Annotated in this window: 19 protein-coding genes and 1 other RNA gene; 11 read left to right on the top strand and 9 right to left on the bottom strand. The window is 57.6% G+C overall.

The window, feature by feature from the left end:
- Positions 1-6: 6 nt before the first annotated feature.
- The 3 genes from dnaJ to grpE form a co-directional block, all read right to left on the bottom strand.
- Positions 7-1,131, bottom strand: a complete 1,125-nt coding sequence (gene dnaJ / locus CAF73_RS08180) for a molecular chaperone DnaJ (protein ID WP_085698384.1) — start codon at positions 1,129-1,131, stop codon at positions 7-9.
- A 297-nt stretch (positions 1,132-1,428) separates the two neighbouring features.
- Entirely contained in the window at positions 1,429-3,345 is a 1,917-nt protein-coding gene (gene dnaK / locus CAF73_RS08175; RefSeq protein ID WP_085698383.1) for a molecular chaperone DnaK, read from the bottom strand.
- A gap of 102 nt (positions 3,346-3,447) precedes the next feature.
- The gene (gene grpE, locus CAF73_RS08170) at positions 3,448-4,017 is read right to left on the bottom strand and encodes a nucleotide exchange factor GrpE (protein WP_085685597.1); all 570 of its coding nucleotides are present in this window, start codon (positions 4,015-4,017) and stop codon (positions 3,448-3,450) included.
- 240 nt (positions 4,018-4,257) lie between these two features.
- On the opposite strand from grpE, the gene recN reads away from it, so the two are divergent.
- Complete coding sequence (gene recN / locus CAF73_RS08165; protein ID WP_085702435.1) at positions 4,258-5,931, top strand: DNA repair protein RecN; 1,674 nt, start codon at positions 4,258-4,260, stop codon at positions 5,929-5,931.
- 75 nt (positions 5,932-6,006) lie between these two features.
- Here the strand turns inward: recN and fur are convergent, their stop codons facing one another.
- Positions 6,007-6,411, bottom strand: coding sequence for a ferric iron uptake transcriptional regulator (gene fur, locus CAF73_RS08160; protein ID WP_085685593.1), 405 nt, complete (start codon positions 6,409-6,411; stop codon positions 6,007-6,009).
- Positions 6,412-6,508: 97 nt separating this feature from the next.
- Between fur and CAF73_RS08155 the strand changes: the two genes are divergently transcribed.
- Entirely contained in the window at positions 6,509-7,036 is a 528-nt protein-coding gene (locus CAF73_RS08155) for an outer membrane protein assembly factor BamE (RefSeq protein WP_085685591.1), read from the top strand.
- Positions 7,037-7,099: 63 nt separating this feature from the next.
- On the opposite strand, the gene CAF73_RS08150 is transcribed toward CAF73_RS08155, so the two are convergent.
- From CAF73_RS08150 to CAF73_RS08140, 3 genes are read right to left on the bottom strand one after another with little or no spacing between them, the layout of a single operon-like run.
- Entirely contained in the window at positions 7,100-7,414 is a 315-nt protein-coding gene (locus CAF73_RS08150; RefSeq protein ID WP_085698381.1) for an RnfH family protein, read from the bottom strand.
- Positions 7,407-7,841, bottom strand: a complete 435-nt coding sequence (locus tag CAF73_RS08145; RefSeq protein ID WP_003221509.1) for a type II toxin-antitoxin system RatA family toxin — start codon at positions 7,839-7,841, stop codon at positions 7,407-7,409. The genes CAF73_RS08150 and CAF73_RS08145 overlap by 8 nt, the downstream gene beginning before the upstream one ends.
- Before the next feature lie 7 nt (positions 7,842-7,848).
- A complete protein-coding gene (locus CAF73_RS08140; protein ID WP_085698379.1) occupies positions 7,849-9,252 on the bottom strand; it encodes a sodium-dependent transporter in 1,404 nt (467 codons plus the stop codon).
- Positions 9,253-9,371: 119 nt separating this feature from the next.
- Between CAF73_RS08140 and smpB the strand changes: the two genes are divergently transcribed.
- On the top strand, positions 9,372-9,854 hold the full coding sequence (gene smpB, locus CAF73_RS08135) for an SsrA-binding protein SmpB (RefSeq protein WP_007953781.1): 483 nt from the start codon (positions 9,372-9,374) through the stop codon (positions 9,852-9,854).
- A gap of 50 nt (positions 9,855-9,904) precedes the next feature.
- Here the strand turns inward: smpB and CAF73_RS08130 are convergent, their stop codons facing one another.
- Positions 9,905-10,672, bottom strand: coding sequence for an FCD domain-containing protein (locus CAF73_RS08130; protein WP_085698378.1), 768 nt, complete (start codon positions 10,670-10,672; stop codon positions 9,905-9,907).
- Between the two features lie 262 nt (positions 10,673-10,934).
- Between CAF73_RS08130 and CAF73_RS08125 the strand changes: the two genes are divergently transcribed.
- The 8 genes from CAF73_RS08125 to CAF73_RS08090 all read left to right on the top strand — a co-directional run bounded on the left by CAF73_RS08125 (position 10,935) and on the right by CAF73_RS08090 (position 20,892).
- Positions 10,935-12,629 (top strand): lactate permease LctP family transporter, encoded by a 1,695-nt coding sequence (locus CAF73_RS08125; RefSeq protein WP_085702434.1) that lies wholly within the window; start codon positions 10,935-10,937, stop codon positions 12,627-12,629.
- A 162-nt stretch (positions 12,630-12,791) separates the two neighbouring features.
- Complete coding sequence (locus CAF73_RS08120) at positions 12,792-13,616, top strand: (Fe-S)-binding protein (protein ID WP_085702433.1); 825 nt, start codon at positions 12,792-12,794, stop codon at positions 13,614-13,616.
- On the top strand, positions 13,613-15,067 hold the full coding sequence (locus CAF73_RS08115) for a LutB/LldF family L-lactate oxidation iron-sulfur protein (protein WP_085698375.1): 1,455 nt from the start codon (positions 13,613-13,615) through the stop codon (positions 15,065-15,067). The genes CAF73_RS08120 and CAF73_RS08115 overlap by 4 nt, the downstream gene beginning before the upstream one ends.
- The gene (locus CAF73_RS08110) at positions 15,067-15,738 is read left to right on the top strand and encodes a lactate utilization protein (protein WP_085702432.1); all 672 of its coding nucleotides are present in this window, start codon (positions 15,067-15,069) and stop codon (positions 15,736-15,738) included. The genes CAF73_RS08115 and CAF73_RS08110 overlap by 1 nt, the downstream gene beginning before the upstream one ends.
- The gene (locus CAF73_RS08105; protein ID WP_085702431.1) at positions 15,735-18,557 is read left to right on the top strand and encodes an FAD-binding and (Fe-S)-binding domain-containing protein; all 2,823 of its coding nucleotides are present in this window, start codon (positions 15,735-15,737) and stop codon (positions 18,555-18,557) included. Before CAF73_RS08110 ends, CAF73_RS08105 begins: the two co-directional genes overlap by 4 nt.
- 130 nt (positions 18,558-18,687) lie before the next feature.
- A complete protein-coding gene (locus CAF73_RS08100; RefSeq protein WP_085698372.1) occupies positions 18,688-18,966 on the top strand; it encodes a hypothetical protein in 279 nt (92 codons plus the stop codon).
- Positions 18,967-19,062: 96 nt separating this feature from the next.
- Positions 19,063-19,452, top strand: a transfer-messenger RNA (tmRNA) gene (gene ssrA, locus CAF73_RS08095).
- A 183-nt stretch (positions 19,453-19,635) separates the two neighbouring features.
- A complete protein-coding gene (locus CAF73_RS08090) occupies positions 19,636-20,892 on the top strand; it encodes an integrase domain-containing protein (RefSeq protein ID WP_085702430.1) in 1,257 nt (418 codons plus the stop codon).
- A 55-nt stretch (positions 20,893-20,947) separates the two neighbouring features.
- On the opposite strand, the gene CAF73_RS08085 is transcribed toward CAF73_RS08090, so the two are convergent.
- Positions 20,948-22,708 carry a hypothetical protein gene (locus tag CAF73_RS08085; RefSeq protein WP_085702429.1) on the bottom strand — a complete coding sequence of 587 codons (1,761 nt, stop codon included), beginning with the start codon at positions 22,706-22,708 and terminating at the stop codon, positions 20,948-20,950.
- Positions 22,709-22,927 lie beyond the last annotated feature (219 nt).

Genomic DNA, 22,927 nt, shown 5'->3' with positions numbered 1-22,927 from the left:
GACTCCTTACAGATCGCCGAAGAAGCGTTTCACACCGTCGAACCAACCGGTGGTTTTCGGGGAGTGACTGTTGTCGTCCGCCAGGGAACTGCGGAACTCTTCCAGCAGTTCACGCTGACGACGATTCAGATTGACCGGCGTTTCGACTGCCACACGGCACATCAGATCGCCCGCACCACCGCCACGTACCGGCGCAACACCCTTGCCGCGTACGCGGAACTGCTTGCCGGTCTGAGTCCCTTCCGGAATCTTCAGTTTGACGCGACCGTCGAGGGTCGGAATTTCCAGCTCGCCGCCCAGGGCTGCATCGACGAAGCTGATCGGCACTTCGCAGAACAGGTGCTTGCCGTCACGCTGGAAGATGTCGTGTTCGCGGACGTTGATCACGACGTACAGGTCGCCGGTCGGACCACCCTGAGTACCCGCCTCGCCTTCGCCGGACAGACGGATGCGGTCACCCGTGTCGACACCGGCCGGCACTTTGACGGAGAGGGTTTTGTATTCTTCGACGCGACCGTCGCCGTGGCAGGAATCGCACGGGTCGGAAATGATCTTGCCCTGGCCATGGCAGCGCGGGCAGGTCTGCTGCACCGAGAAGAAGCCTTGCTGCATGCGCACCTGGCCGATGCCGCCGCAAGTCGGGCAAGTCGACGGCGACGAGCCTTTCTTGGCGCCCGAACCATCGCATGGCTTGCAGTTGACCAATGTCGGAACGCGGATATTCACGGTCGTGCCGCGCACCGCTTCTTCCAGGTTCAGCTCCAGGGTGTAGCGCAAATCGCTGCCACGCTGTGCGCCACCGCGGGAACCGCCGCGACCGCCACCGAAGAAATCACTGAAGACATCACCGAAGATGTCGGAGAAGTTCTGACCGCCGAAGCCTGCACCACCGCCGCCCATGCTTGAGTCGACGCCGGCATGACCGTACTGGTCGTACGCTGCACGCTTGCTTGAATCGGAGAGCACTTCGTAGGCTTCGTTGGCCTCTTTGAACAGATCTTCCGACGCTTTGTCACCGGGATTACGGTCCGGGTGGTGCTTCATTGCCAAACGGCGATAGGCCTTTTTCAGGTCTGCTTCGCTTGAGCTGCGCTCAACACCCAACACTTCGTAATAGTCACGCTTTGCCATAAGTTCTTCATACTCTTGAGGACGTTCGGCAAACCCCTCCTGAGCTTCGCCAAACTCGTTGAGCCCCAATACAGGCCCGGACCCAACTCACGTCAATTCAACGATCCTGGTCTTTGGTTCATGCGGTATTTGCAGCGCGAAAAGCAGGAGCATTCCCGGCCATACCGCCAACACACGAAGCTTGTCGCATGCTGTAAAAATTCGCGTATTCCAGATACGCCAACGCGGGAGCAAGCTCCCGCGCGGCGACATCCTACCAGTCACCGCCGCAAGGCAGTCAACCGGGCGACCAACAACTTACTTGTGGTCTTTTACTTCTTCGAACTCGGCATCGACGACATCGTCAGCCTTTTCAGCTTTCTCGTCGTGCTGCGCCGCGCCTTCGGCAGGCTGAGCCTGTTCGGCGTACATCTTCTGGGCAACCGGCGCGGAGACTTTCGACAGCTCTTCAACCTTGGCGTCGATGGCAGCCTTGTCGTCGCCTTTTACGGCAGCTTCCAGGGCAACCACGGCTGCTTCGATTGCAGTCTTCTCTTCTGCAGTCACTTTGTCGCCAGCATCAGCGATCATCTTGCGAGTCGAGTGAACCAGTGCATCACCCTGGTTACGGGCAGCGGCCAGCTCTTCGAACTTGCGGTCTTCCTCGGCGTTGGCCTCGGCATCACGCACCATGCGCTCGATTTCTTCGTCGGACAGACCGGAGTTGGCCTTGATCACGATCGACTGGGTCTTGCCGGTAGCCTTGTCCTTCGCACCTACGTGCAGGATGCCGTTGGCGTCAATGTCGAAGGTCACTTCGATCTGCGGCACGCCACGTGGAGCTGGTGGAATGTCGGCCAGGTCGAACTTGCCCAGAGACTTGTTCTGTGCGGCTTGCTTGCGCTCGCCCTGCAGGACGTGAATGGTCACAGCGCCCTGGTTGTCGTCGGCAGTCGAGAACACTTGCGATTTCTTGGTAGGAATCGTGGTGTTTTTCTCGATCAGCGCGGTCATCACGCCACCCATGGTTTCGATACCCAGGGTCAGCGGGCTGACGTCGAGCAGCAGAACGTCTTTCACGTCGCCGGCCAGAACGGCGCCCTGGATGGCTGCACCCATGGCAACGGCTTCGTCCGGGTTCACGTCTTTACGTGCTTCCTTACCGAAGAAATCGGTAACTGCCTTCTGCACCAGTGGCATACGAGTCTGACCACCGACCAGAATCACGTCGTCAATTTTGCTGGCGTCGATACCGGCATCCTTCAGAGCGATGCGGCATGGCTCGATGGTACGGTTCACCAGATCTTCGACCAGCGACTCGAGCTTGGCACGAGAGATCTTCACGTTCAGGTGCTTAGGACCAGTCGCATCTGCTGTGATGTACGGCAGGTTGACGTCGGTCGACTGAGAAGAAGACAGCTCGATCTTGGCTTTCTCAGCGGCTTCTTTCAGACGCTGCAGCGCCAGAGGATCGTTCTTCAGATCCATGCCGGACTCTTTCTTGAACTCGTCGACGAGGTAGTCGATCAGACGCATGTCGAAGTCTTCACCACCCAGGAAGGTATCACCGTTGGTGGCCAGTACTTCGAACTGGTGCTCGCCGTCAACTTCAGCGATTTCGATCACGGAAACGTCGAAGGTACCACCACCCAGGTCATAAACGATCACGGTGTGATCGCCCTTGGCCTTGTCCATGCCGTAAGCCAGAGCAGCTGCGGTTGGTTCGTTGATGATACGTTTTACGTCCAGACCGGCGATGCGACCAGCATCTTTGGTCGCCTGACGCTGGCTGTCGTTGAAGTAGGCCGGAACGGTAATCACCGCCTCGGTCACAGCTTCGCCGAGGTAGTCTTCGGCGGTCTTCTTCATCTTCTTCAGGACTTCGGCGCTGATTTGCGGCGGAGCCATCTGCTTGCCAGAGGCCTCAACCCAAGCGTCACCATTGTTGGCCTTGACGATCTTGTAAGGCACCAGCTTGATGTCTTTCTGCACGACTTCTTCGTCGAAGCGGCGGCCGATCAGGCGCTTCACCGCGAACAGTGTGTTGTGCGGGTTGGTCACAGCCTGACGCTTGGCGGACTGACCCACCAGGATTTCACCGTCGTTGGCGTAAGCGATGATCGACGGCGTGGTACGCGCGCCTTCGGCGTTTTCAATAACTTTGGCTACGCCGTTTTCCAGCACGGAGACGCAGGAGTTGGTAGTCCCCAGGTCGATACCGATAATTTTGCCCATGTTCACTCTCCCGAAACTTTGGATTTGGTTGCCGCAGCAGTGGTGGCTAACTGCGGTAATACTTAAACGCTTGACTTCTAAATGGGGGCCTTGCGGCTAATTTCAAGCCTTCTCGTCAATCGAAGGCGAAACTGGTGCCGGCGCCTTGCTGACCACAACCATCGCCGGACGCAGCAGGCGGCCATTGAGCTGGTAGCCCTTCTGGAACACTTTCAGAACGCTGTTCGGTTCCAGGTCAGCACTTTCCTGCATGGCCATTGCCTGATGTTCCACGGCGTTGAACGGCTCGCCTTCCTGCGGGCTGACGGCTACAAGCTGATAGCGCTTGAGGGTGTCCTGGAACATTTTCAGGGTCAGCTCGATGCCTTCGCGCATCGGACGGATGCTTTCGTCGTCCGGGCTCGACAGCTCGAGGCCGCGCTCCAGGCTGTCGACGATCGGCAGCAGGTCGCCGGCGAATTTTTCCAGCGCAAACTTGTGCGCCTTTTCTACATCCTGCTCGGCACGGCGGCGGACGTTCTGCAGATCGGCAGCTACGCGCAGCGATTGATCCTGCGCGGCGGCCAATTGCTCTTCGAGCACTTGTACACGGGTCGCCAGGTCATCACCCGAAGCCTCGGGCGCCTGATTGGCTTCTGGATTTTGCGTATCTACTGTCTGTTCGTCAGCCATAGAATTCTCCTTTCAATATCGTCCGCGAGTTCGATTCGCGCTTCTGCCTCGGTATATGGGGCCGCAAAATCAGGCTTCAAGGGCTGACAACGATTAACCCTACAAAAAAGTGCTGCATTGTCATTCCCGGGCGCTGTAGGCATTTGATCGGATCATTCCCATCGAACCGAGTGAGGGCATTGTCAGCCCGAAACAAAACACTGTATAAATAACCAGACCTGAAGCCTGGGAGCGGCCTTTATGCTGGTGCACCTGTCCGTACACAACTACGCCATCGTTGAACATCTCGATCTCGAACTCGATCGCGGCATGAGCGTGATTACCGGGGAAACCGGCGCCGGCAAGTCGATCATGCTCGATGCCCTGGGCCTGACGCTCGGCGATCGCGCCGACAGCGGCGTGGTTCGACCGGGCGCCGACAAGGCCGATATTCTGGCGACCTTCGATCTGGCCGACATCCCCGAGGCCAGCGCCTGGCTGGCGGAGCGCGACCTGGAAATCGACGGCCCGTGCATCCTGCGCCGGGTCATCACCTGCGAAGGTCGCTCACGCGGCTATATAAATGGCACGCCCTGCCCGCTCGGCGATCTCAAGGCGCTCGGCGAGTTGCTGATCGATATCCACAGCCAGCACGAACACCAATCCCTGCTCAAGACCGACACCCACCGACGTCTGCTCGACGAGTACGCCGGGGCCACCGATCTGGCGCGCCAGGTGCATCTGGCCGCCCAGCGCTGGCGTCAGACTCGCCAGGAGCTGGAACGCCTTTCCAACTCCGGCGACGAACAGCGTGCACGCCATCAGTTGCTCAGCTACCAGCTCGAAGAACTGGAAAACCTCGGCCTCGGTGAAAATGAGCTGGAAGAACTGGAGCAGGAACACAAGAACCTGACCAACGCCGAAACCCTGCTTGGCATCTGCCGACAAGTGGTCGAACAATGCAGCGAAAGCGATTCTGGCAATGTGCTGAATGCCCTGACGGCCAGTCTCAATCGCCTGTCGAGCGTGAACAACTCGGTCGGCGCACTGGGTGAGGCGAGCAGCCTGCTGACCAGTGCACAGATCCAGGTCGAAGAAGCCGTCGGCGAACTCAATCGCTTTCTCGACAATTTCGATGCCGATCCGGCGCGCCTGCAATATCTGGAAGAACGTCTGGATTCCATCTACACGCTGGCACGCAAACACCGCATACAGCCGACGGAAGTAGCGGAGATGCAGCAGAAGCTGCTCGATGAAATTGAAGCCCTGGACGCCAACGATGAATCCATCGAGCGTCTCTCCGAAGAACTCGCATCCTATGCCCGCCACTATCAGGAAAAGGCTCGGGAACTGAGCGAGCTGCGCCATCAGGCGGCCGGCAGCCTGGCCAGCGCTGTGGAGCAGGAGATTCAGCGCTTGGGCATGCCCGGAGGTCGCTTCACTATAGAGTTGCGCGCCAACAACAGCAGCGAACTGCAACCCAATGGCCTGGAGCAAGTCGAGCTGCTGGTCAGCGCCAACCCGGGCCAGCCTTTGAAGGCCCTGGCCAAAGTGGCGTCCGGCGGTGAGCTGTCACGGATCAGCCTGGCCATCCAGGTGATTACCGCCCAGACCTCTCGCGTACCGACGCTGGTGTTCGACGAAGTGGACGTGGGCATTGGCGGTCCGACGGCCGAAATCGTCGGCCAGTTGTTGCGCCGCCTCGGGGATCGCGGGCAGGTATTGACGGTCACGCACTTGCCGCAGGTCGCGGCTCAGGGGCATCAGCATTTGTTCGTCCACAAGGTGCGTGGTGAACAGGCCACTCACACGGCCGTTTCGAAGCTGAGCAAGAATGACCGTATAGAAGAAGTCGCGCGAATGCTTGGCGGCATCGATCTAACCAAAGAGTCCTTGGCGCACGCGAAAAAGATGGTCGTTACCGCAAAGGTTTAAGCACCGCAGAAAGCACGAAGGCGACCCTCGGGTCGCCTTCGTTCGTTTCGCGAACCTGAAATTCGCGCGACATGCTTACTTTTTCTTGCGTACGTACAGCACCAGGTTGTGATCCACCAGATCAAAACCATGCTCCTCGGCGATTGCCTTCTGAAGCTTCTCGATTTCCGGGCTGACGAATTCGACAACCTCGCCGGAGTCCACGTTGACCATATGGTCGTGGTGGCCACTGTCGGCCAATTCGAATACCGCGTGACCGCCGTCGAAGTTGTGACGGACCACGAGGCCAGCCGCTTCGAACTGGGTCAGTACACGGTAAACCGTGGCCAGACCGACGTCCTCGCCAGCTTCCATCAACGCCTTGTAGACGTCCTCGGCACTCATGTGACGCTGCTCGGTAGAGTCGAGCATTTGCAGGATCTTGACCCGTGGCAGGGTCACTTTGAGGCCGGCTTTGCGTAGTTCGCTATTTTCAACCATGGTCAGCTTTCTCGCGATGCTGCTTCGCAGCTTCTCTTAATGCGGGTATGATCGGCGTTTACGTTGTCCCAGCCAAGATAGTGGAAGTCGCCCACCGATGCAAAACACCAAGCTCTTGCTAACCAGTTTCACCTTTGTGGGACTGCTCGCACTCGCCGGTTGTTCATTCCCCGGGGTTTACAAAATCGACATCCAGCAGGGCAATGTCGTCACGCAGGACATGATAGACCAGTTACGCCCGGGAATGACCCGGCCGCAAGTACGGTTTATCATGGGCAACCCTCTGCTTGCCGACACGTTCCATGCCAACCGCTGGGATTATCTGTACAGCCTGCAACCGGGTGGCGGTGAACGCCAGCAGGAACGCGTGAGTGTCATTTTCGACTCGAATGACCGCCTTGCCGCCCTGTCCGGTGACTTCATGCCAGGCGTCAGCCGTGACGAAGCCATTCTCGGCAAGGACAGTGGAACCAGCGTGACCGCTCCTGCCGAGAACGTCGAGCAGCCAAAACCGGAAAAACCAGCCAAGCCAGGCTCCCTGCTGGATCAGATCCAGAAGGACGTCGATGGTGTGGAAACCGTTCCGGTTCCAACGCCAGAACCGCTGGATACCTCGCCGCAATAATTTGCGACGCAATAAAAAAACCCGGAAATTCCGGGTTTTTTTATTGCCTGCCGTTTGGCCAGCCTACTGATTTCGCGCCTTGGCCTCGGCGGCTTTCGCGGCACGCAGACGGCGCACTTCTTTCGGATCAGCCAACAGCGGTCGATAGATCTCGATGCGATCGCCCTCCTGAACCTGTCGAGTATCCGGATCAGCGATCACTTTGCCGAAGATCCCCAAGGGGCAGCTCTGCAGATCCAGCTCCGGAAATTCAGCATCAATCCCGGAAGCCATCAGGGCCGCCCGCACCGTCGCACCTTCGACGACGCTGACCACCCGCAAAACCTGACGATCAACGGCGGCATACACCACTTCGATTTCGATCACCGGCTCAACCATGCATCTGCTTGGCGCGCTGGCAAAACGCATCCACCAATGTATTGGCCGCCTGATTGAACAACGGACCGAGCGTCGCCCGGACCAACGGGCCGGCATAGTCGAAGGACAGATCCAGACTGATCTTGCAGGCCTTCTCGTTCAGCGCCTTGAACACCCAGACGCCATGCAGCTGATTGAACGGCCCCTCCTCCAGGTTCATCTCAATCGACTGCCCCGGCACCAGCGTATTGCGCGTCACGAAATGCTGACTGAGACCACCCTTGGCCACGCCGACACTGGCGCGCATATGCTCAGGCGAGCTTTCCAGAACCTCAGCAGACGAGCACCACGGCAAAAACTCGGGGTAACGCGCCACGTCATTGACCAGGTCGTAGAGAAATTGCGCCGGGTAAGGCAGCAGTGCCGATCGTTGAATATGTGTCGTCATGTAAGCGTCACTTCCAGAGCTGGGTGGCAAACACTACAAGAATGCCGATGGGCGCCACATAGCGCATCAAGAACAGAGACAGAGCGAACAGCACCGGGCTGCGAATCGACAACTCGTCACGCACCGCTTCACGCCCCATCACCCAACCGGCAAACAGCACGAAGCACAGCCCGCCGAGCGGCAACATGATCCGCGAGGTGAAGAAGTCGATCACCCCAAAGAAGTCCAGACCACCGGCCGCACCCCATTGGTAGAGATGGAACACCCCGCCATCGTTCACGAAAAATTTGGCTTCCTTCCAGATATTGAAGGAAAACACCGTACCCAGGCCGACGAACCAGCAAGTAAATGCCAACCAGAACGTCACCCAGGCACGACTGATTTTAGTCCGCTCGACCAGATAGGCGACCATCGGCTCAAGCAGGGAAATCGCCGAGCTCCAGGCCGCAATGGCCACCAGAACGAAGAACACCACGCCCATCAACTGGCCGAAAAGCACGTTACCGAAAGCAAATGGCAGGCTGACGAACATCAGCCCCGGGCCTTCGCTCGGGTTCAAACCACCGGCGAACACAATCGGAAACAAGGCCAGGCCGGCCACCAGCGAAACAAAAGTATCGAGCAGCGCCACACCCACGACCGTGCCGGACAGCGAGGCTTCCTTGGTCATGTAGGCGCCGTAGATCATGATCGAGCCCACGCCCACGCTCAGCGAGAAAAACGCGTGCCCCATGGCCGGCAGCAAGCCGTCGAGGACTTTCTCCGGATGGAAGTCGAACATGAAATGCACGCCCTCCATGAAATGCCCGGTGGTCATGCTGTAACCCAGCAGCACCAGCACCATCACGAACAGCAGCGGCATCATGATCCGCAGGCTGCGCTCAAGCCCTGCGACCACGCCCTTGGCGATGACCACGGCCGAAAGCAGCATGAAGGCCGTGTGCCAGAGAGTCAGGCGCCACGGATCGGCGATGACATTACCGAAGTACGCCCCGACTTGATCGGCCGTCGCGCCCTGGAAGTCGCCGCGTCCCATATCAATGATGTAATCCAGCGACCAGCCGCCGACCACACTGTAGAAAGACAGGATCAGCAACGCCGTGATCATCCCGGCGAATGCGCCCCACGACCATTTGCCCGAGTGACCGGCTTCCAGCGCCAGCGCCTTCAGGGCATTCGCCGGACTCTGGCGCGCACGTCGGCCGATCAGGGTCTCGGCGAGCATGACCGGGATGCCGATCAGCGCGATACACGCCAGAAACATCAGCACGAAGGCGCCGCCACCGTAGACCCCGACCATGTAGGGGAATTTCCAGATGCTGCCCAGTCCCACGGCCGAGCCGGTCGCGGCGAAAATGAAAACCCAGCGGCTAGCCCAACTGCCGTGGACAGAAACCTTGTCTGTCGACATCGTTTATCACGCCCAAGCGTTAGAAAAAGAGGCCGCATTGTCCGGGATTCACACAACCTGCTCAAGCACGCAGCATCACCGTAGCCGACAGCCGTTTATCTCCATATAATGCCGCCCCTATGGCTAAACAGAAGAAACACCCAACAGGGACCATCGCGCAAAACAAAAAGGCGCGACACGATTACTTCATCGAGCACAAGTTCGAGGCTGGTCTGGTCCTGGCCGGCTGGGAAGTAAAAAGTCTGCGGGCAAGCAAACTGCAACTGGTCGACAGTTACGTGTTGCTCAAGGATGGCGAAGCCTGGTTGCTCGGCAGCCACATCACGCCTCTGATGACCGCCAGCACCCACGTCATTGCCGACCCGGTGCGTACCCGCAAGTTGCTGCTCAACCGTCGCGAGCTGGACAAGCTCGCCGCCGCCGTGCAGCAAAAGGGTTACGCCTGCGTGTGCCTGTCCTGGTACTGGAGCAAGCACATGGTCAAGTGCGAGATCGCACTGGGCAAGGGCAAGAAGGAATACGACAAGCGTGATACCGAACGCGAACGCGATGCTGGTCGCGAGTTGCAGCGTGCGGTGCGCAACAAGGGCAAGGAAGACTGATTCCTCTGCCTGAATGACCGTTCCCGCGCCCGCCGCGAGAACGGTCATGCCTACATTCCCTTGCGTCGTTCGGCGCGAGCCATGCGCTGTACTTCCTGTCGCACCTCTTCCAGCACTTCCTGTACATAAAGAATGTGTCGGCTGGATACCTCACGCGCCTGTTCCGCGCGCCCCTCGATAATCGCCAGATACAATTCCCGATGCTGTGTGATCAGCATGTCGCGGGTTTCCGCACGCTGTTTGTACATGCCACCGATGTTGGTCACCACGTTGCGCTTGAGCAGGTCGAACAGCCCGCGAATGGTGTGCAGCAACACCGCGTTGTGACTGGCCTCGGCAATCGCAAGATGGAATTTCGCATCCGCCGCGCCCTCTTCCGCCCGGCTCACTTCGTCATGCCGCGAATAGCAGTCCTGTAATTCTTCGAACGCAGTCGTCAACCGCTCACGATCCACATCCGTGGCGCGCAATGCCGCGTAATAGGCGCACGATGCCTCCAGCGTGTGGCGAAATTCCAGCAGATCGCGCTGCGCCTCGGGATTGCTTTCCAGCAATTGCAGCAGCGGATCGCTGAAGGTTGAACCGAGACTTTCCACGACATAGTTGCCGCCGCCCTGCTTGCTCACCAGCAAACCCTTGGCCGCCAGTTTCTGAATCGCCTCGCGCAACGAGGGCCGGGAAACGCCGAACTGTTCCGCCAAAGTCCGCTCGGCCGGCAGACGTTCGCCGGACTTCAGCGTGCCCTCGAGAATCATCCCTTCCAGTCGCTCGACAATGTCGTCAGACAAACGGCGCTGACGTATCTGATCAAACCCCATCACTCAACTCTCCACCATCCCGACCGCTCGCCGGGCTCTCTATTCTGGCCTATCGACGCTGCGCCGACACCTGCCAGATGACGCCAATTCAACCGGTGCACTCCGACTTGCCGTCCGGTTGTTCGACAAAAGTTTTAGGGCGGCAAATTGACACACCGATATCAAGGCTTTTACCCTAGCCGACAGCACTTGTAAATTGGTCTTACCAATTACCCAAGTACGCTGACAGTGCCTGACCAACAACAATTAGGGGCCACCCCATATGCAAACCTGGCAACAGCTCTACAGCCCGCTCGGCAGTCTCGGCGTGTCCGCACTCGCGGCCGTCATCCCCATCGTTTTCTTCTTCCTCGCCCTGGCGGTGTTCCGCCTCAAAGGTCATGTGGCCGGCAGCATCACGCTCGCCCTGGCCATCGCCGTGGCGATCTTCGCGTTCCAGATGCCGGTCGACATGGCGTTCGCCGCCGCCGGTTACGGCTTCGCTTATGGTCTGTGGCCGATTGCCTGGATCATTGTGGCGGCGGTGTTTCTGTACAAACTCACGGTCAAGAGCGGTCAGTTCGAGGTCATCCGCAGCTCGGTACTGTCGATCACTGACGACCAGCGTCTGCAGGTGCTGCTGATCGGTTTCTGCTTCGGAGCATTCCTGGAAGGTGCCGCCGGTTTCGGTGCGCCAGTGGCGATTACCGCTGCGCTGCTGGTGGGACTCGGCTTCAATCCGCTGTACGCCGCCGGCCTGTGCCTGATTGCCAACACCGCACCGGTGGCGTTCGGCGCATTGGGGATTCCGATCATCGTGGCCGGGCAAGTCACCGGTATCGACGCGTTCAAGATCGGCGCAATGACCGGCCGCCAGTTGCCACTGCTGTCGTTGTTCGTGCCGTTCTGGCTGGTGTTCATGATGGATGGCCTGCGCGGTGTGCGTGAAACCTGGCCGGCGGCGCTGGTTGCAGGCTTGAGCTTTGCCGTCACCCAGTACTTCACTTCGAACTTCATCGGCCCGGAACTGCCGGACATCACGTCAGCCCTGGCCAGCCTGATTTCGCTGACCCTGTTCCTCAAGGTCTGGCAGCCAAAACGTGCCGCCGGCCAGCACATTGCCGGTGCCGTTTCCGCTTCGGTGGTAATCGCCAGCGCCGGCGGTTTCGGCCAGAAGCGCACCACCGTCGCTTCGCCTTACAGCCTCGGGGAAATTTTCAAGGCGTGGTCGCCGTTCCTGATCCTCACCGTGCTGGTGACCATCTGGACCCTCAAGCCTTTCAAGGCCATGTTCGCCGCCGGCGGTTCGATGTACGCCTGGGTGTTCAACTTCGCGATCCCGCACCTTGATCAACTGGTGATCAAAACCGCACCGATCGTTGCCGCCCCGACGGCGATTCCGGCCGTGTTCAAACTCGACCCGATTTCCGCGACCGGTACAGCGATTTTCTTCTCCGCACTGATCTCGATGCTGGTGCTGAAGATCAATATCAAAACTGGTCTGACCACTTTGAAAGAGACCTTCTACGAACTGCGCTGGCCAATCCTGTCCATCGGCATGGTGCTGGCGTTTGCCTTCGTCACCAACTATTCCGGCATGTCTTCGACCATGGCTCTGGTGCTGGCGGCAACCGGCGCGGCATTCCCGTTCTTCTCGCCGTTCCTCGGCTGGCTGGGAGTGTTCCTGACCGGTTCCGATACCTCGTCCAACGCCCTGTTCAGTTCGCTGCAAGCGACCACCGCACACCAGATCGGCGTCAACGACACCTTGCTGGTAGCGGCCAATACCAGCGGCGGCGTGACCGGCAAGATGATTTCGCCACAATCGATCGCCGTGGCTTGCGCAGCGACCGGTCTGGTGGGCAAGGAATCCGATCTGTTCCGCTTCACCCTCAAGCACAGCCTATTCTTTGCCACGATCGTCGGCCTGATCACCCTGGCCCAGGCCTACTGGTTCACCGGCATGCTGGTGCACTGATAACTGCAAGAAACCTACAAGAAGCATGGAAATAACCGACGCCGGTTCGTGATTCCGGCGTCAGCAATTCACAACCCGGTCTGTAAGGCTGCTGAAAGCAACGCGCTCTATATTCGGCAGCCTCAACAGACGGATAACCGGGCCCACCCGGAGACACGCCTGATGAGCGAGCTTTTTTACAACGCTGTGCCCAACGCCACTCGCGTCGCACCGCCACTGCCCGAACCCCGGCAATACCCCAGCGAGAAACCGTCGCGGGTCTACCTGTTCGGCACCTGCGTGGTCGACCTGTTCTACCCGGAAGCCGGGATGGACGCGATCCACTTGCTGGAACGCGAAGGCATCCGGGTCGACTACCCGCAAGGGCAGAGCTGCTGCGGACAACCGGCCTACACCTCGGGTTACACCGAGCAGGCACGCACGGTGGCGCGCTCGCAACTGGCGCTGTTTGCCGGGGATTTTCCGGTGGTGGTGCCATCGGGTTCGTGCGCCGGGATGATCCGCGAGCATTACGCCGACTTGTTCAAGGACGAGCCGCAAACGCTGAAACAGGTTCAGGCCCTCGCGGCCCGCACCTATGAATTGGCCGAGTTCCTGCTGTTCGTCTGCAAGGTGCAGCTCAAGGACAGCGGCGAGCCGGTCAAAGTGGCGCTGCACACCTCGTGTTCGGCGCGGCGGGAAATGAACACCCACCTGCACGGCCGCGAGTTGTTGGCGCAGTTGAGCAACGTGGAACGGGTCAACCACGACCATGAAAGCGAATGCTGTGGCTTCGGTGGGACATTCAGCGTCCGTATGCCAGATATTTCCGGCGCGATGGTGGCTGACAAGACCCGGGCGTTGAAGGAATCCGGCGCACATCAGGTACTCAGTGCCGACTGCGGCTGTCTGATGAACATCAACGGCTCGCTGGAAAAACAGAAGGAAGCGCTGCGCGGGCAACACCTGGCGAGCTTCCTCTGGCAACGAACCGGAGGTGCGCGATGAGCACTTCCACGATTATTCCTACTGTTGCCGTAGAAGAAGATTTCCGCACCCGGGCACACAACGCCCTGGGCGATTCGCAGTTACGGAACAACTTCCGCACCGCGATGGATTCACTGATGACCAAGCGGGCAGCGGCTTTCAGCGATGCCCACGAAAGAGAACACCTGCGTGAACTGGGCAATGCGATCCGTGCCCGCGCGCTCTCCAAGTTGCCCGACCTGCTCGAGCAACTGGAACAGAACCTGACCCGCAACGGTGTGACAGTGCACTGGGCGGAAACGGTGGACGAGGCCAATGGCATCGTCCTTTCGATCATCCGCGCTCACGAGGCGCGGCAAGTGATCAAGGGCAAATCGATGGTCAGCGAAGAGATGGAGATGAACCATTTCCTCGAGGCTCGGGACATTGAATGTCTGGAGTCCGACATGGGGGAGTACATCGTCCAGCTCGACCACGAGAAGCCTTCACACATAATCATGCCGGCAATCCACAAGAATGCCGGTCAGGTCGCGTCCTTGTTCCACGACAAACTTGGCGTGGAATACACCAAGGACGTTGACCAACTCATACAGATCGGTCGCAGGGTTCTGCGGCAGAAATTCTTCGAAGCGGACATCGGCGTCTCCGGCGTCAACTTCGCCGTGGCCGAAACCGGCACTCTGCTGCTGGTGGAAAACGAAGGCAACGGCCGCATGACCACCACCGTGCCGCCGGTGCACATCGCCGTCACCGGCATCGAAAAAGTCGTGGAAAACCTGCGCGACGTGGTGCCGCTGCTGTCATTGCTGACCCGCTCGGCGCTCGGCATTCCGATCACCACCTACGTCAACATGATCTCCGGCCCGCGCAAGGAACATGAACTCGACGGCCCGCAGGAAGTGCATCTGGTACTGCTCGACAACGGTCGTAGCCAGGCCTTCGCCGACAGCGAACTGCGCCAGACGTTGAACTGCATCCGCTGCGGCGCCTGCATGAATCATTGCCCGGTCTACACCCGCGTTGGCGGCCACACCTACGGCGAGGTCTACCCCGGCCCGATCGGCAAAATCATCACCCCGCACATGGTCGGTCTGGCGAAAGTCCCGGATCACCCAAGCGCGTCTTCGCTGTGCGGCGCCTGCGGTGAAGTATGTCCGGTAAAAATTCCTATCCCCGCACTGCTGCGCCGCCTGCGCGAAGAGAACGTCAAAGCCCCCGACAGTCCTCATCAAGTGATGCGCGGCCAGGGCAGCAAGTATTCGCGCAAGGAACGCTTCATCTGGAACGCCTGGGCGAAGCTCAATAGCTCGCCGACTTTGTATCGACTGTTTGCGTTTTTCGCCACGCGCCTGCGCGCACTGGCGCCGAACAACGTCGGGCCGTGGACGCAGAATCACAGCGCTCCGAAACCTGCCCCCCGCTCACTGCATGACATGGCTCGCGAACACCTGGCCAAACAAGGAGACCGTTGATGAGCGCCAAGCAAAACATCCTCGGCAAGTTAAGGAACAGTCTGACCGGCACCACACCGATTGCCGACAACTTCGATGTCGATCTGGTAACCCGGCCTTACACCTACAGCGCCGAACAACGGATCCCGCAACTGCGCAAACTGATGGAAGCGGTGCACACCGAAATCCACCTGACGTCTGCTGAAGCGTGGCCGGCGCTGCTGGCGCAATTACTGCGCGACCGCCAGTTGCCGAGTCTGCTGATCGCACCGACTACGCCTCACGGGCAGCGCATCTCACAGCACTGGGCGAACAATCCTGATCTGCCGACGCTGAAGTCCTACGACCGGCCAATGGAAGAGTGGAAAGCCGAGCTGTTCAACGACACGCCGGCCAGCCTGACCGGCACCCTCGGCGCCATCGCCGCCACCGGCAGCCTGATTCTCTGGCCAACCCGCGAAGAACCAAGGCTGATGAGCCTGGTGCCGCCGGTGCATTTCGCCCTGCTCAAGGCCAGCCAGATCCGCGACAACTTCTATCAGGTGCAGCAGGAATTCGAGTGGGCGCAAGGCATGCCGACCAATGCGCTGCTGGTGTCCGGCCCGTCAAAAACCGCCGACATCGAACAAGTCCTGGCTTACGGCGCCCACGGCCCGAAAGACCTGGTGTTGTTGATCCTGGAGGACCAATGACCTTACCGGCGACTTTCCTGCGCGATGCGCAGCAACTGATTCCGGCCGAACGGCGCTTCGACGATCCGCTGTCGACCCTGGCCTTCGGCACCGATGCCAGCTTCTACCGGTTGATTCCGCAACTGGTGATCCGCGTCGAGTCCGAAGATGAAGTGGTGGCGCTACTGAAACTGGCCCAGCGCGATCAGGTTCCGGTGACCTTCCGCGCCGCCGGCACCAGCCTGTCCGGCCAGGCGATCAGCGATTCGGTGTTGATCGTGCTCGGGGATAACTGGAACGCGCGCGAGATCCGAGGGCAAGGTGCGCAAATCCGCTTGCAACCGGGTGTGATCGGCGCCCAGGCCAACGCATGGCTCGCGCCATTCGGGCGCAAGATCGGTCCGGACCCAGCGTCGATCAACGCCTGCAAGATCGGCGGCATCGTCGCCAACAACGCCAGCGGCATGTGCTGCGGCACTGCGCAAAATACCTATCACACGCTGGCCGGGATTCGTCTGGTGCTGGCCGACGGCACCCGACTCGACACCGAAGATGCCGCCAGCGTCGAGGCGTTTCGAGTCAGCCACAGTGAATTGCTGGAACGTCTGGCGACTTTGGGCCGCGAGACCCGCGCCAATGCCGAACTGGCCGCGCGAATCCGCCACAAATACCGTCTGAAAAATACCACCGGCCTGTCGCTCAACGCCCTGGTGGATTTCGATGAGCCTGTGGATATCTTGAGCCACTTGCTGGTCGGCTCCGAAGGCACCCTCGGTTTCATCAGCGCGGTGACTTACGACACCGTGATCGACCACCCGAACAAGGCCTCGGCACTGATCGTTTTCCCGGACGTGGAAACCTGCTGCAACGCGGTCACCGTGCTGAAAAGCCAACCGGTGTCCGCCGTGGAACTGCTTGATCGCCGCAGCCTGCGCTCGGTGCAGGACAAACCCGGGATGCCGGATTTCGTACAGCACCTGTCGAACAATGCCTGCGCGCTGCTGATCGAATCCCGCGCCGCTTCTTCCACGTTGCTGCAGGAACAACTGGCGCAGATCATGGCGTCGCTCGGCGATTTCCCGGTGGAAAAACAGGTCGACTTCACCGAAGACCCGGTCGAAAACGCCCGCCTCTGGGCGATCCGCAAGGACACCTTCCCCGCCGTCGGCGCCGTGCGCAAGACCGGCACTACGGTGATCATCGAAGACGTGACCTTTCCGGTGGAACAACTGGCGATCGGCGTGAACCGTCTGATCGAGCTGTTCGACAAACATCACTACGACGAAGCGATCCTTTTCGGACACGCGCTGGAAGGCAATCTGCACTTCGTCTTCACCCAAGGCTTCAACAGCGCGGAAGAAGTCGCACGCTATCAGGCGTTCATGGACGACGTGGCGCAATTGGTGGCCGTGGAGTTCGGCGGCTCGCTGAAAGCGGAACACGGCACCGGACGCAACATGGCGCCCTTCGTTGAACTGGAATGGGGCAGCGACGCCTATCAGTTGATGTGGCAGCTCAAACGCCTGCTCGACCCCAACGGCATTCTCAATCCGGACGTGGTGCTCAGCGAAGACCCGCAGATCCACCTCAAGCACCTGAAACCGCTGCCGGCGGCCGACGAGATTGTGGATAAATGCATCGAGTGCGGTTTCTGCGAGCCGGTCTGCCCCTCGAAAGGCCTGACCCTGAGCCCGCGCCAGCGCATCGTGATCTGGCGCGATATTCAAGCGCGAAAGCGCGCCGGGATCGACACCACCGAACTGGAAAAAGCCTACGAGTACCAAGGCATCGATACCTGCGCCGCGACCGGTTTGTGTGCGCAACGCTGTCCTGTAGGCATCAATACCGGTGAGCTGGTGAAAAAGCTTCGCGGCCATCACGCAACCCATACGAAAACCGCCAACCTGATCGAAGGAAATTTCGCCACCACCCTGCAAGGTGCGCGCTTCACCCTGCATGTGGCCAACGGTGCGCGAATGTTGTTGGGTGCACCACGCCTGGCGAAGCTTTCAGCGACCCTGACGCGGCTGTCCAAAGGTCAGGTGCCGCTGTGGACCAACGCGATGCCACAGCCGGAAAAAGCCATCCGCTTCAGCCCTGCCGTGTCGGACGAGCGTCCGCGCGTCGTGTATCTGGCAGCCTGCGTCTCGCGGGTAATGGGGCCGGCGGCGGGCGACAAAGAGCAGATGTCGCTGTACGACAAAACCCGTGGTCTGCTGGAGAAGGCCGGTTATCAGGTGGTGTTCCCGGACAATCTGGACAACCTCTGCTGCGGTCAGCCTTTCGCGTCCAAGGGCTATGCCGAGCAGGCCGAACACAAGCGTCAGGAACTGATCGGTGCATTGCTTCAGGCCAGTCGCGGCGGGCTTGATCCGATCTACTGCGACACCAGCCCCTGCACGTTGCGGCTGGCGCAGGATGTGGGAAATGTTCGCCTGGATCTGTACGACCCCGTGCGATTCATCCGTACGCATCTGATGGACCGGCTCGACTTCACGCCGCAGGAAGCACCGATTGCCGTTCACGTGACCTGCAGCACTCAGCACCTTGGGGAAAGCCAGGCGCTGATCGAACTGGCGCGCAAATGCAGTAAGAACGTGGTGATCCCGGAAGGCATTCACTGCTGTGGTTTCGCCGGCGACAAGGGTTTCACCACGCCGGAACTCAACAGCCATTCCCTGCGAACGCTCAAGGATGCGGTGCAACAGTGCAGCGAGGGGATTTCCACCAGCCGCACCTGTGAGATCGGCCTGACGCAACACGGCGGAATCGACTACCACGGCCTGGTGTATCTGGTGGATCGGGTGACCCGGGCCAAAGCCCCCGCAACCGCCATGTGAAGAAAAATAGAACCCTTGCGAGTGAGCGCAGTCCACAGAACAGGCCCCGAACAATCGGGGCTTTTCCTCCATTCGGTCGCCCGTCCTGACGGCCAGCGAAGTCTGGATCCCTCAGTTCAAGGAGATACACATGAAACGTTCTGTACTGTTAGGTCTGTTCGTTACTGCCTCGATGATGGCTTCCACGTCCTTTGCTGCTGACAAGCCTGCTGACTTGTGCGATGCCAATCTGCAAACCATCAACAACGCCAAGGCCCAAGCCATGTCGTCGCCTGACCTGAGTCAAAGGGTAGAGGCCAGTGTGCAGAAGGCCCAGGCACTCAAAGCCCAGGGCAAGATCGACGAATGTGTGGCTGAAACCCAGCAAACCATTCTGGAAATCCGCAAAACCAGCGGAACCAACAACTGATCGAAGCTGAGGCCAACCTTCGGGTTGGCCTTGCGGGCCGTTTGGCGTACACTGCGCGTGCTTGTTGCTCGAACAGATATACCGGGCAATGAGTTCGGGGCCGTTCAGGATTCGACGCCGGTTGCGAAACTCTAGGTGCATGCCGACTTGGTAACAGAAGTCGTAAATCCACTGTTGCAACTACTTATAGTTGCCAATGACGACCAATACGGTGCTGCTCTCGCTGCTTAATTGCAGCTGACATGCACTCCTGGTACCTTCGGGTCCAGCAATCATCAGGGGATGTCTGTAAACCCAAAATGATTGTCATATAGAACAGAATCGCCGTGCAGTACGTTGTGGACGAAGCGGCTAAAACTTACACAACTCGCCCAAAGCACCCTGCCCGTCGGGTCGCTGAGGGTTAACTTAATAGACACGGCTACGCATGTAGTACCGACAGCGGAGTACTGGCGGACGGGGGTTCAAATCCCCCCGGCTCCACCAAATACACATCTAAAGACGTCCACGGACGTCTTTTTTTGTGCCTGAAATCCAGCAAATACAGGGCTTTCATTGCCATCAGTGTCCACGGACGTCCAAGAACAGCCACGCTTTATGGCATTCCAAATGGCATTCCAAGCCCAACAGTGCTAATTTTTGGAATGCCAACCCAATCCTGGAATGCCAATGTGCGCACAAGCGACTCGCCTCTCTGAGCTCAAAATCAAATCTGCCAAGCCTTCTGAAAAGGACTACGTCCTGTTCGACGGCGGCGGACTTCAAATGCGAGTGAGAAGTAATGGCTCCAAGCTATGGAACTTCAATTATCGACATCCCGTGACGAAGAAGCGGATCAACATGGGCCTAGGTACCTTCCCTGAAGTCTCGCTAGCACAGGCACGAAAGGGCTCCATTGCAGCGAGGGAAATACTTGCCCAAGGCCTCGATCCCAAAGAACAACGAGATGCAGTGCTGCAAGCAAAGCAAGCTGAAACTGAGCACACATTTCAGAATGTCGCTACGTCCTGGTATGAACTGAAGAAGGATGCAGTGACACCAGCTTATGCCGAGGATATTTGGCGCTCATTGACGTTGCACGTTTTTCCGGATTTGGGCACCACACCGATCTCAGCCATCAGCGCACCACAAGTCATCAACCTGCTTCGGCCACTCGAAACCAAAGGCAGTCTTGAAACAGTTAAACGGCTATCACAGCGACTCAACGAGATCATGACCTACGGGGTCAACTCGGGACTGATTCACGCAAACCCGCTTAGTGGGATTCGATCCGTCTTCAAGAAACCGAAAAAAAAGAATATGGCTGCGCTTGCTCCCGATGAGCTGAAAGAACTCATGGTGGCAATTGCCAATGCCAGCATAAAAAGGACTACGCGCTGCCTTATCGAATGGCAGCTCAACACCATGACCCGCCCAGCAGAGGCAGCCACCACACGCTGGGCGGACATCGACTTCGAGAAGAAGATCTGGACGATTCCTGCTGAGCGCATGAAGAAACGCCGCATACATATCGTGCCGCTCACAGATCAAGCACTGGCACTGCTGGAGGCAATCAAACCCTACAGCGGACACAGAGAGTATGTATTTCCTGCAGACCGGGACCCTCGAACCCATTGCAACAGCCAAACCGCCAACATGGCGCTAAAGCGCATGGGCTTCGAAGGCCGGTTGGTAAGCCATGGCATGCGCTCAATGGCTAGCACTATTCTCAACGAACACGGCTGGGATCCTGAATTGATTGAAGTAGCGCTCGCCCACGTGGACAAAGACGAAGTGCGAAGCGCCTATAACCGAGCGGATTACATCGAACGTAGGCGCCCGATGATGGTTTGGTGGAGCGCGCACATTCAGGAAGCTGCTACCGGCAACCTTTCTGTGTCAGCCATGACAGAAAGCCGAGACAGAAAAGTAGTTTCGATACGCTGATCCAACGAGCGCTCTCAATCCAAAGTGGGCTCTTTCCTGAAAAGGAAGGTTGCCGTCATGGCCGACAATAGATAATTGGTGAAACACCAGCTTCCTTTGTCGCATGTACGAAAGATGAAAGGATCCAGAACATCTGAGTGATGTTTCCAGGAACTCGCATCCCTTTTTGTAACTTAGTGAACTCTGACTCAATCTGAGCCCTTGACAAAAAAGAGCAACAAATAATACAGCGTTTATTGAAGCGATAGTCCTGCCGAAGCTCGGCAAGGTATTTCTTGAAATCACCATGTAACTTTCTTCTAACCCGCGGCATTGTGCCATCACGGTAATTCATCAAAAGCTTGTTGTCGTACTTTTTTCCGAAAGCACGCAAATCAATATCCATATTTCCGATATTTTTTATGGCTTGCCCTACAACGTCATGTAGATTGCTTGCGGACTTACTCATATCTCCATGCTTCGAGTGTATAAAACTTACAGAGCACTCCTTTTTATTAAAAACAATATGATCAGCCCATTCATCGCCTAGATCGTCACAAAAGATATAGTCATTTTTGCTACAATGCTTTTCAATAAGCCCAAAAACCGAGCTTGAGTCAAACTTTTTCCTGGCAGGTTTGTAGTCACCTTTCTCAGAGGTAGCCATTGCAAGATCATCAATCACTACAAATGATTTTAGAAGACTAGGAATTTCATTGACGCCAGCACCATCTTTGAAACACTGCCCCATGAAATACATGTACTGTGGATTGGAGAAGCTGATAGTGGTCAGATTGTTTTTGTTTATAAACGACTGCAGCGTCAGCTCTTTTCCATTATCTTCAAGCTTTATTTTTCGCAATGCAGGCACATCTAAAGAAATAGAACTTTTATTTTTTTTGAGACTGGCCGGCCTGCTTGTGCCATTTAACTTAAAGTCCAACCCTGGAATAATCTCATAGACTGTTTCCAGCTGAGAGATCAATGCACGTAATTGCTTCCCTGTAAGTTCAAAGGTCCTGCCCTTTCTCGTCGTATAAAAGAGTGGGACATTTTTTTCTAGCAAGTTATCAACGACAAAGGATGACTCCACTAGAACAGCAGTAGGCTGAGTATTATTCCACACGATGTCTAGATCAACTAGCTGCGCAAACGCTTCTAAGAAATCCTTATCGCCAGAGGGGTTTTTGATCTGTTCGATTTGCTGACGCGCCCAACTAACAATATCATCAAGAGACTTTCTTTCGGAAGATTCTACTACTCGGCCACTTTGCGCCGAAATAGTTTTAATTCGGCCATTTAGTTTGAGCTTGAAGAAGTAAGGAATTGACCTTCCAGCAGCGTGTAGGGAAAGCAAACCTTTCAGATCCGCAGCTTCATAAGCTTTACTGCGCATTGCGCGCTCGGAAACGGTCATATTCCGCATAGATATTTTTTGAAATTCAGCTTCGTCATCGCTGAATGAAGCTGTTAAGTCTGAACTTTTGATGGGGGTCAGATGTTTTTCTATGACCTCAGAGATGCTTGCGCAGGATTTCTTCAATACTGCGACGTGGCCATCGACCTGAATGACCAGGATGAGCGCATGGATCAGGTCCGAGAGAGGATCTTCCCAAAAATGAACAGGTCTTTCGGTTGGGAACACTCTGAGGCTGAACCGAAACTCGGTACCGTCCTTAAGTTTGCGAATCTCATCCGTTTTATCGATTAAAAACGCCGAGCCTAGAGTTTTGTTATCGGACGCAGCATCCAAAATAGAACAAAGGGCTTCGTTTGTGAGCGCCACATCCTCACGATAAAACTGAGCGTTTTGGGTCAGAGCTAACCGATCAGGCATGTTTCGACTCCATCCATGGTTTTGTAAAAAATAGCATAGCGCCATCATTGGCACTAGAGACTACCGTAGCCACATCCATCGACCGAAGCGTTGCTCTGATCCCGAATCTAGAATTATTAAGGGTTCACACCTTCAATCAATGGCATCTCTGGCCGCCTCCAACCGACCGCTACGGCGTAGTTTCGTTTTCTGCCACACCACACTGCGCTAATACGATCC

It is taken from the genome of Pseudomonas sp. B15(2017) (assembly GCF_002113215.1).
Classification (GTDB): domain Bacteria; phylum Pseudomonadota; class Gammaproteobacteria; order Pseudomonadales; family Pseudomonadaceae; genus Aquipseudomonas.
Note: the sequence above shows the minus strand (reverse complement) of the source record. Positions and strands in the feature narration are given on the sequence as shown.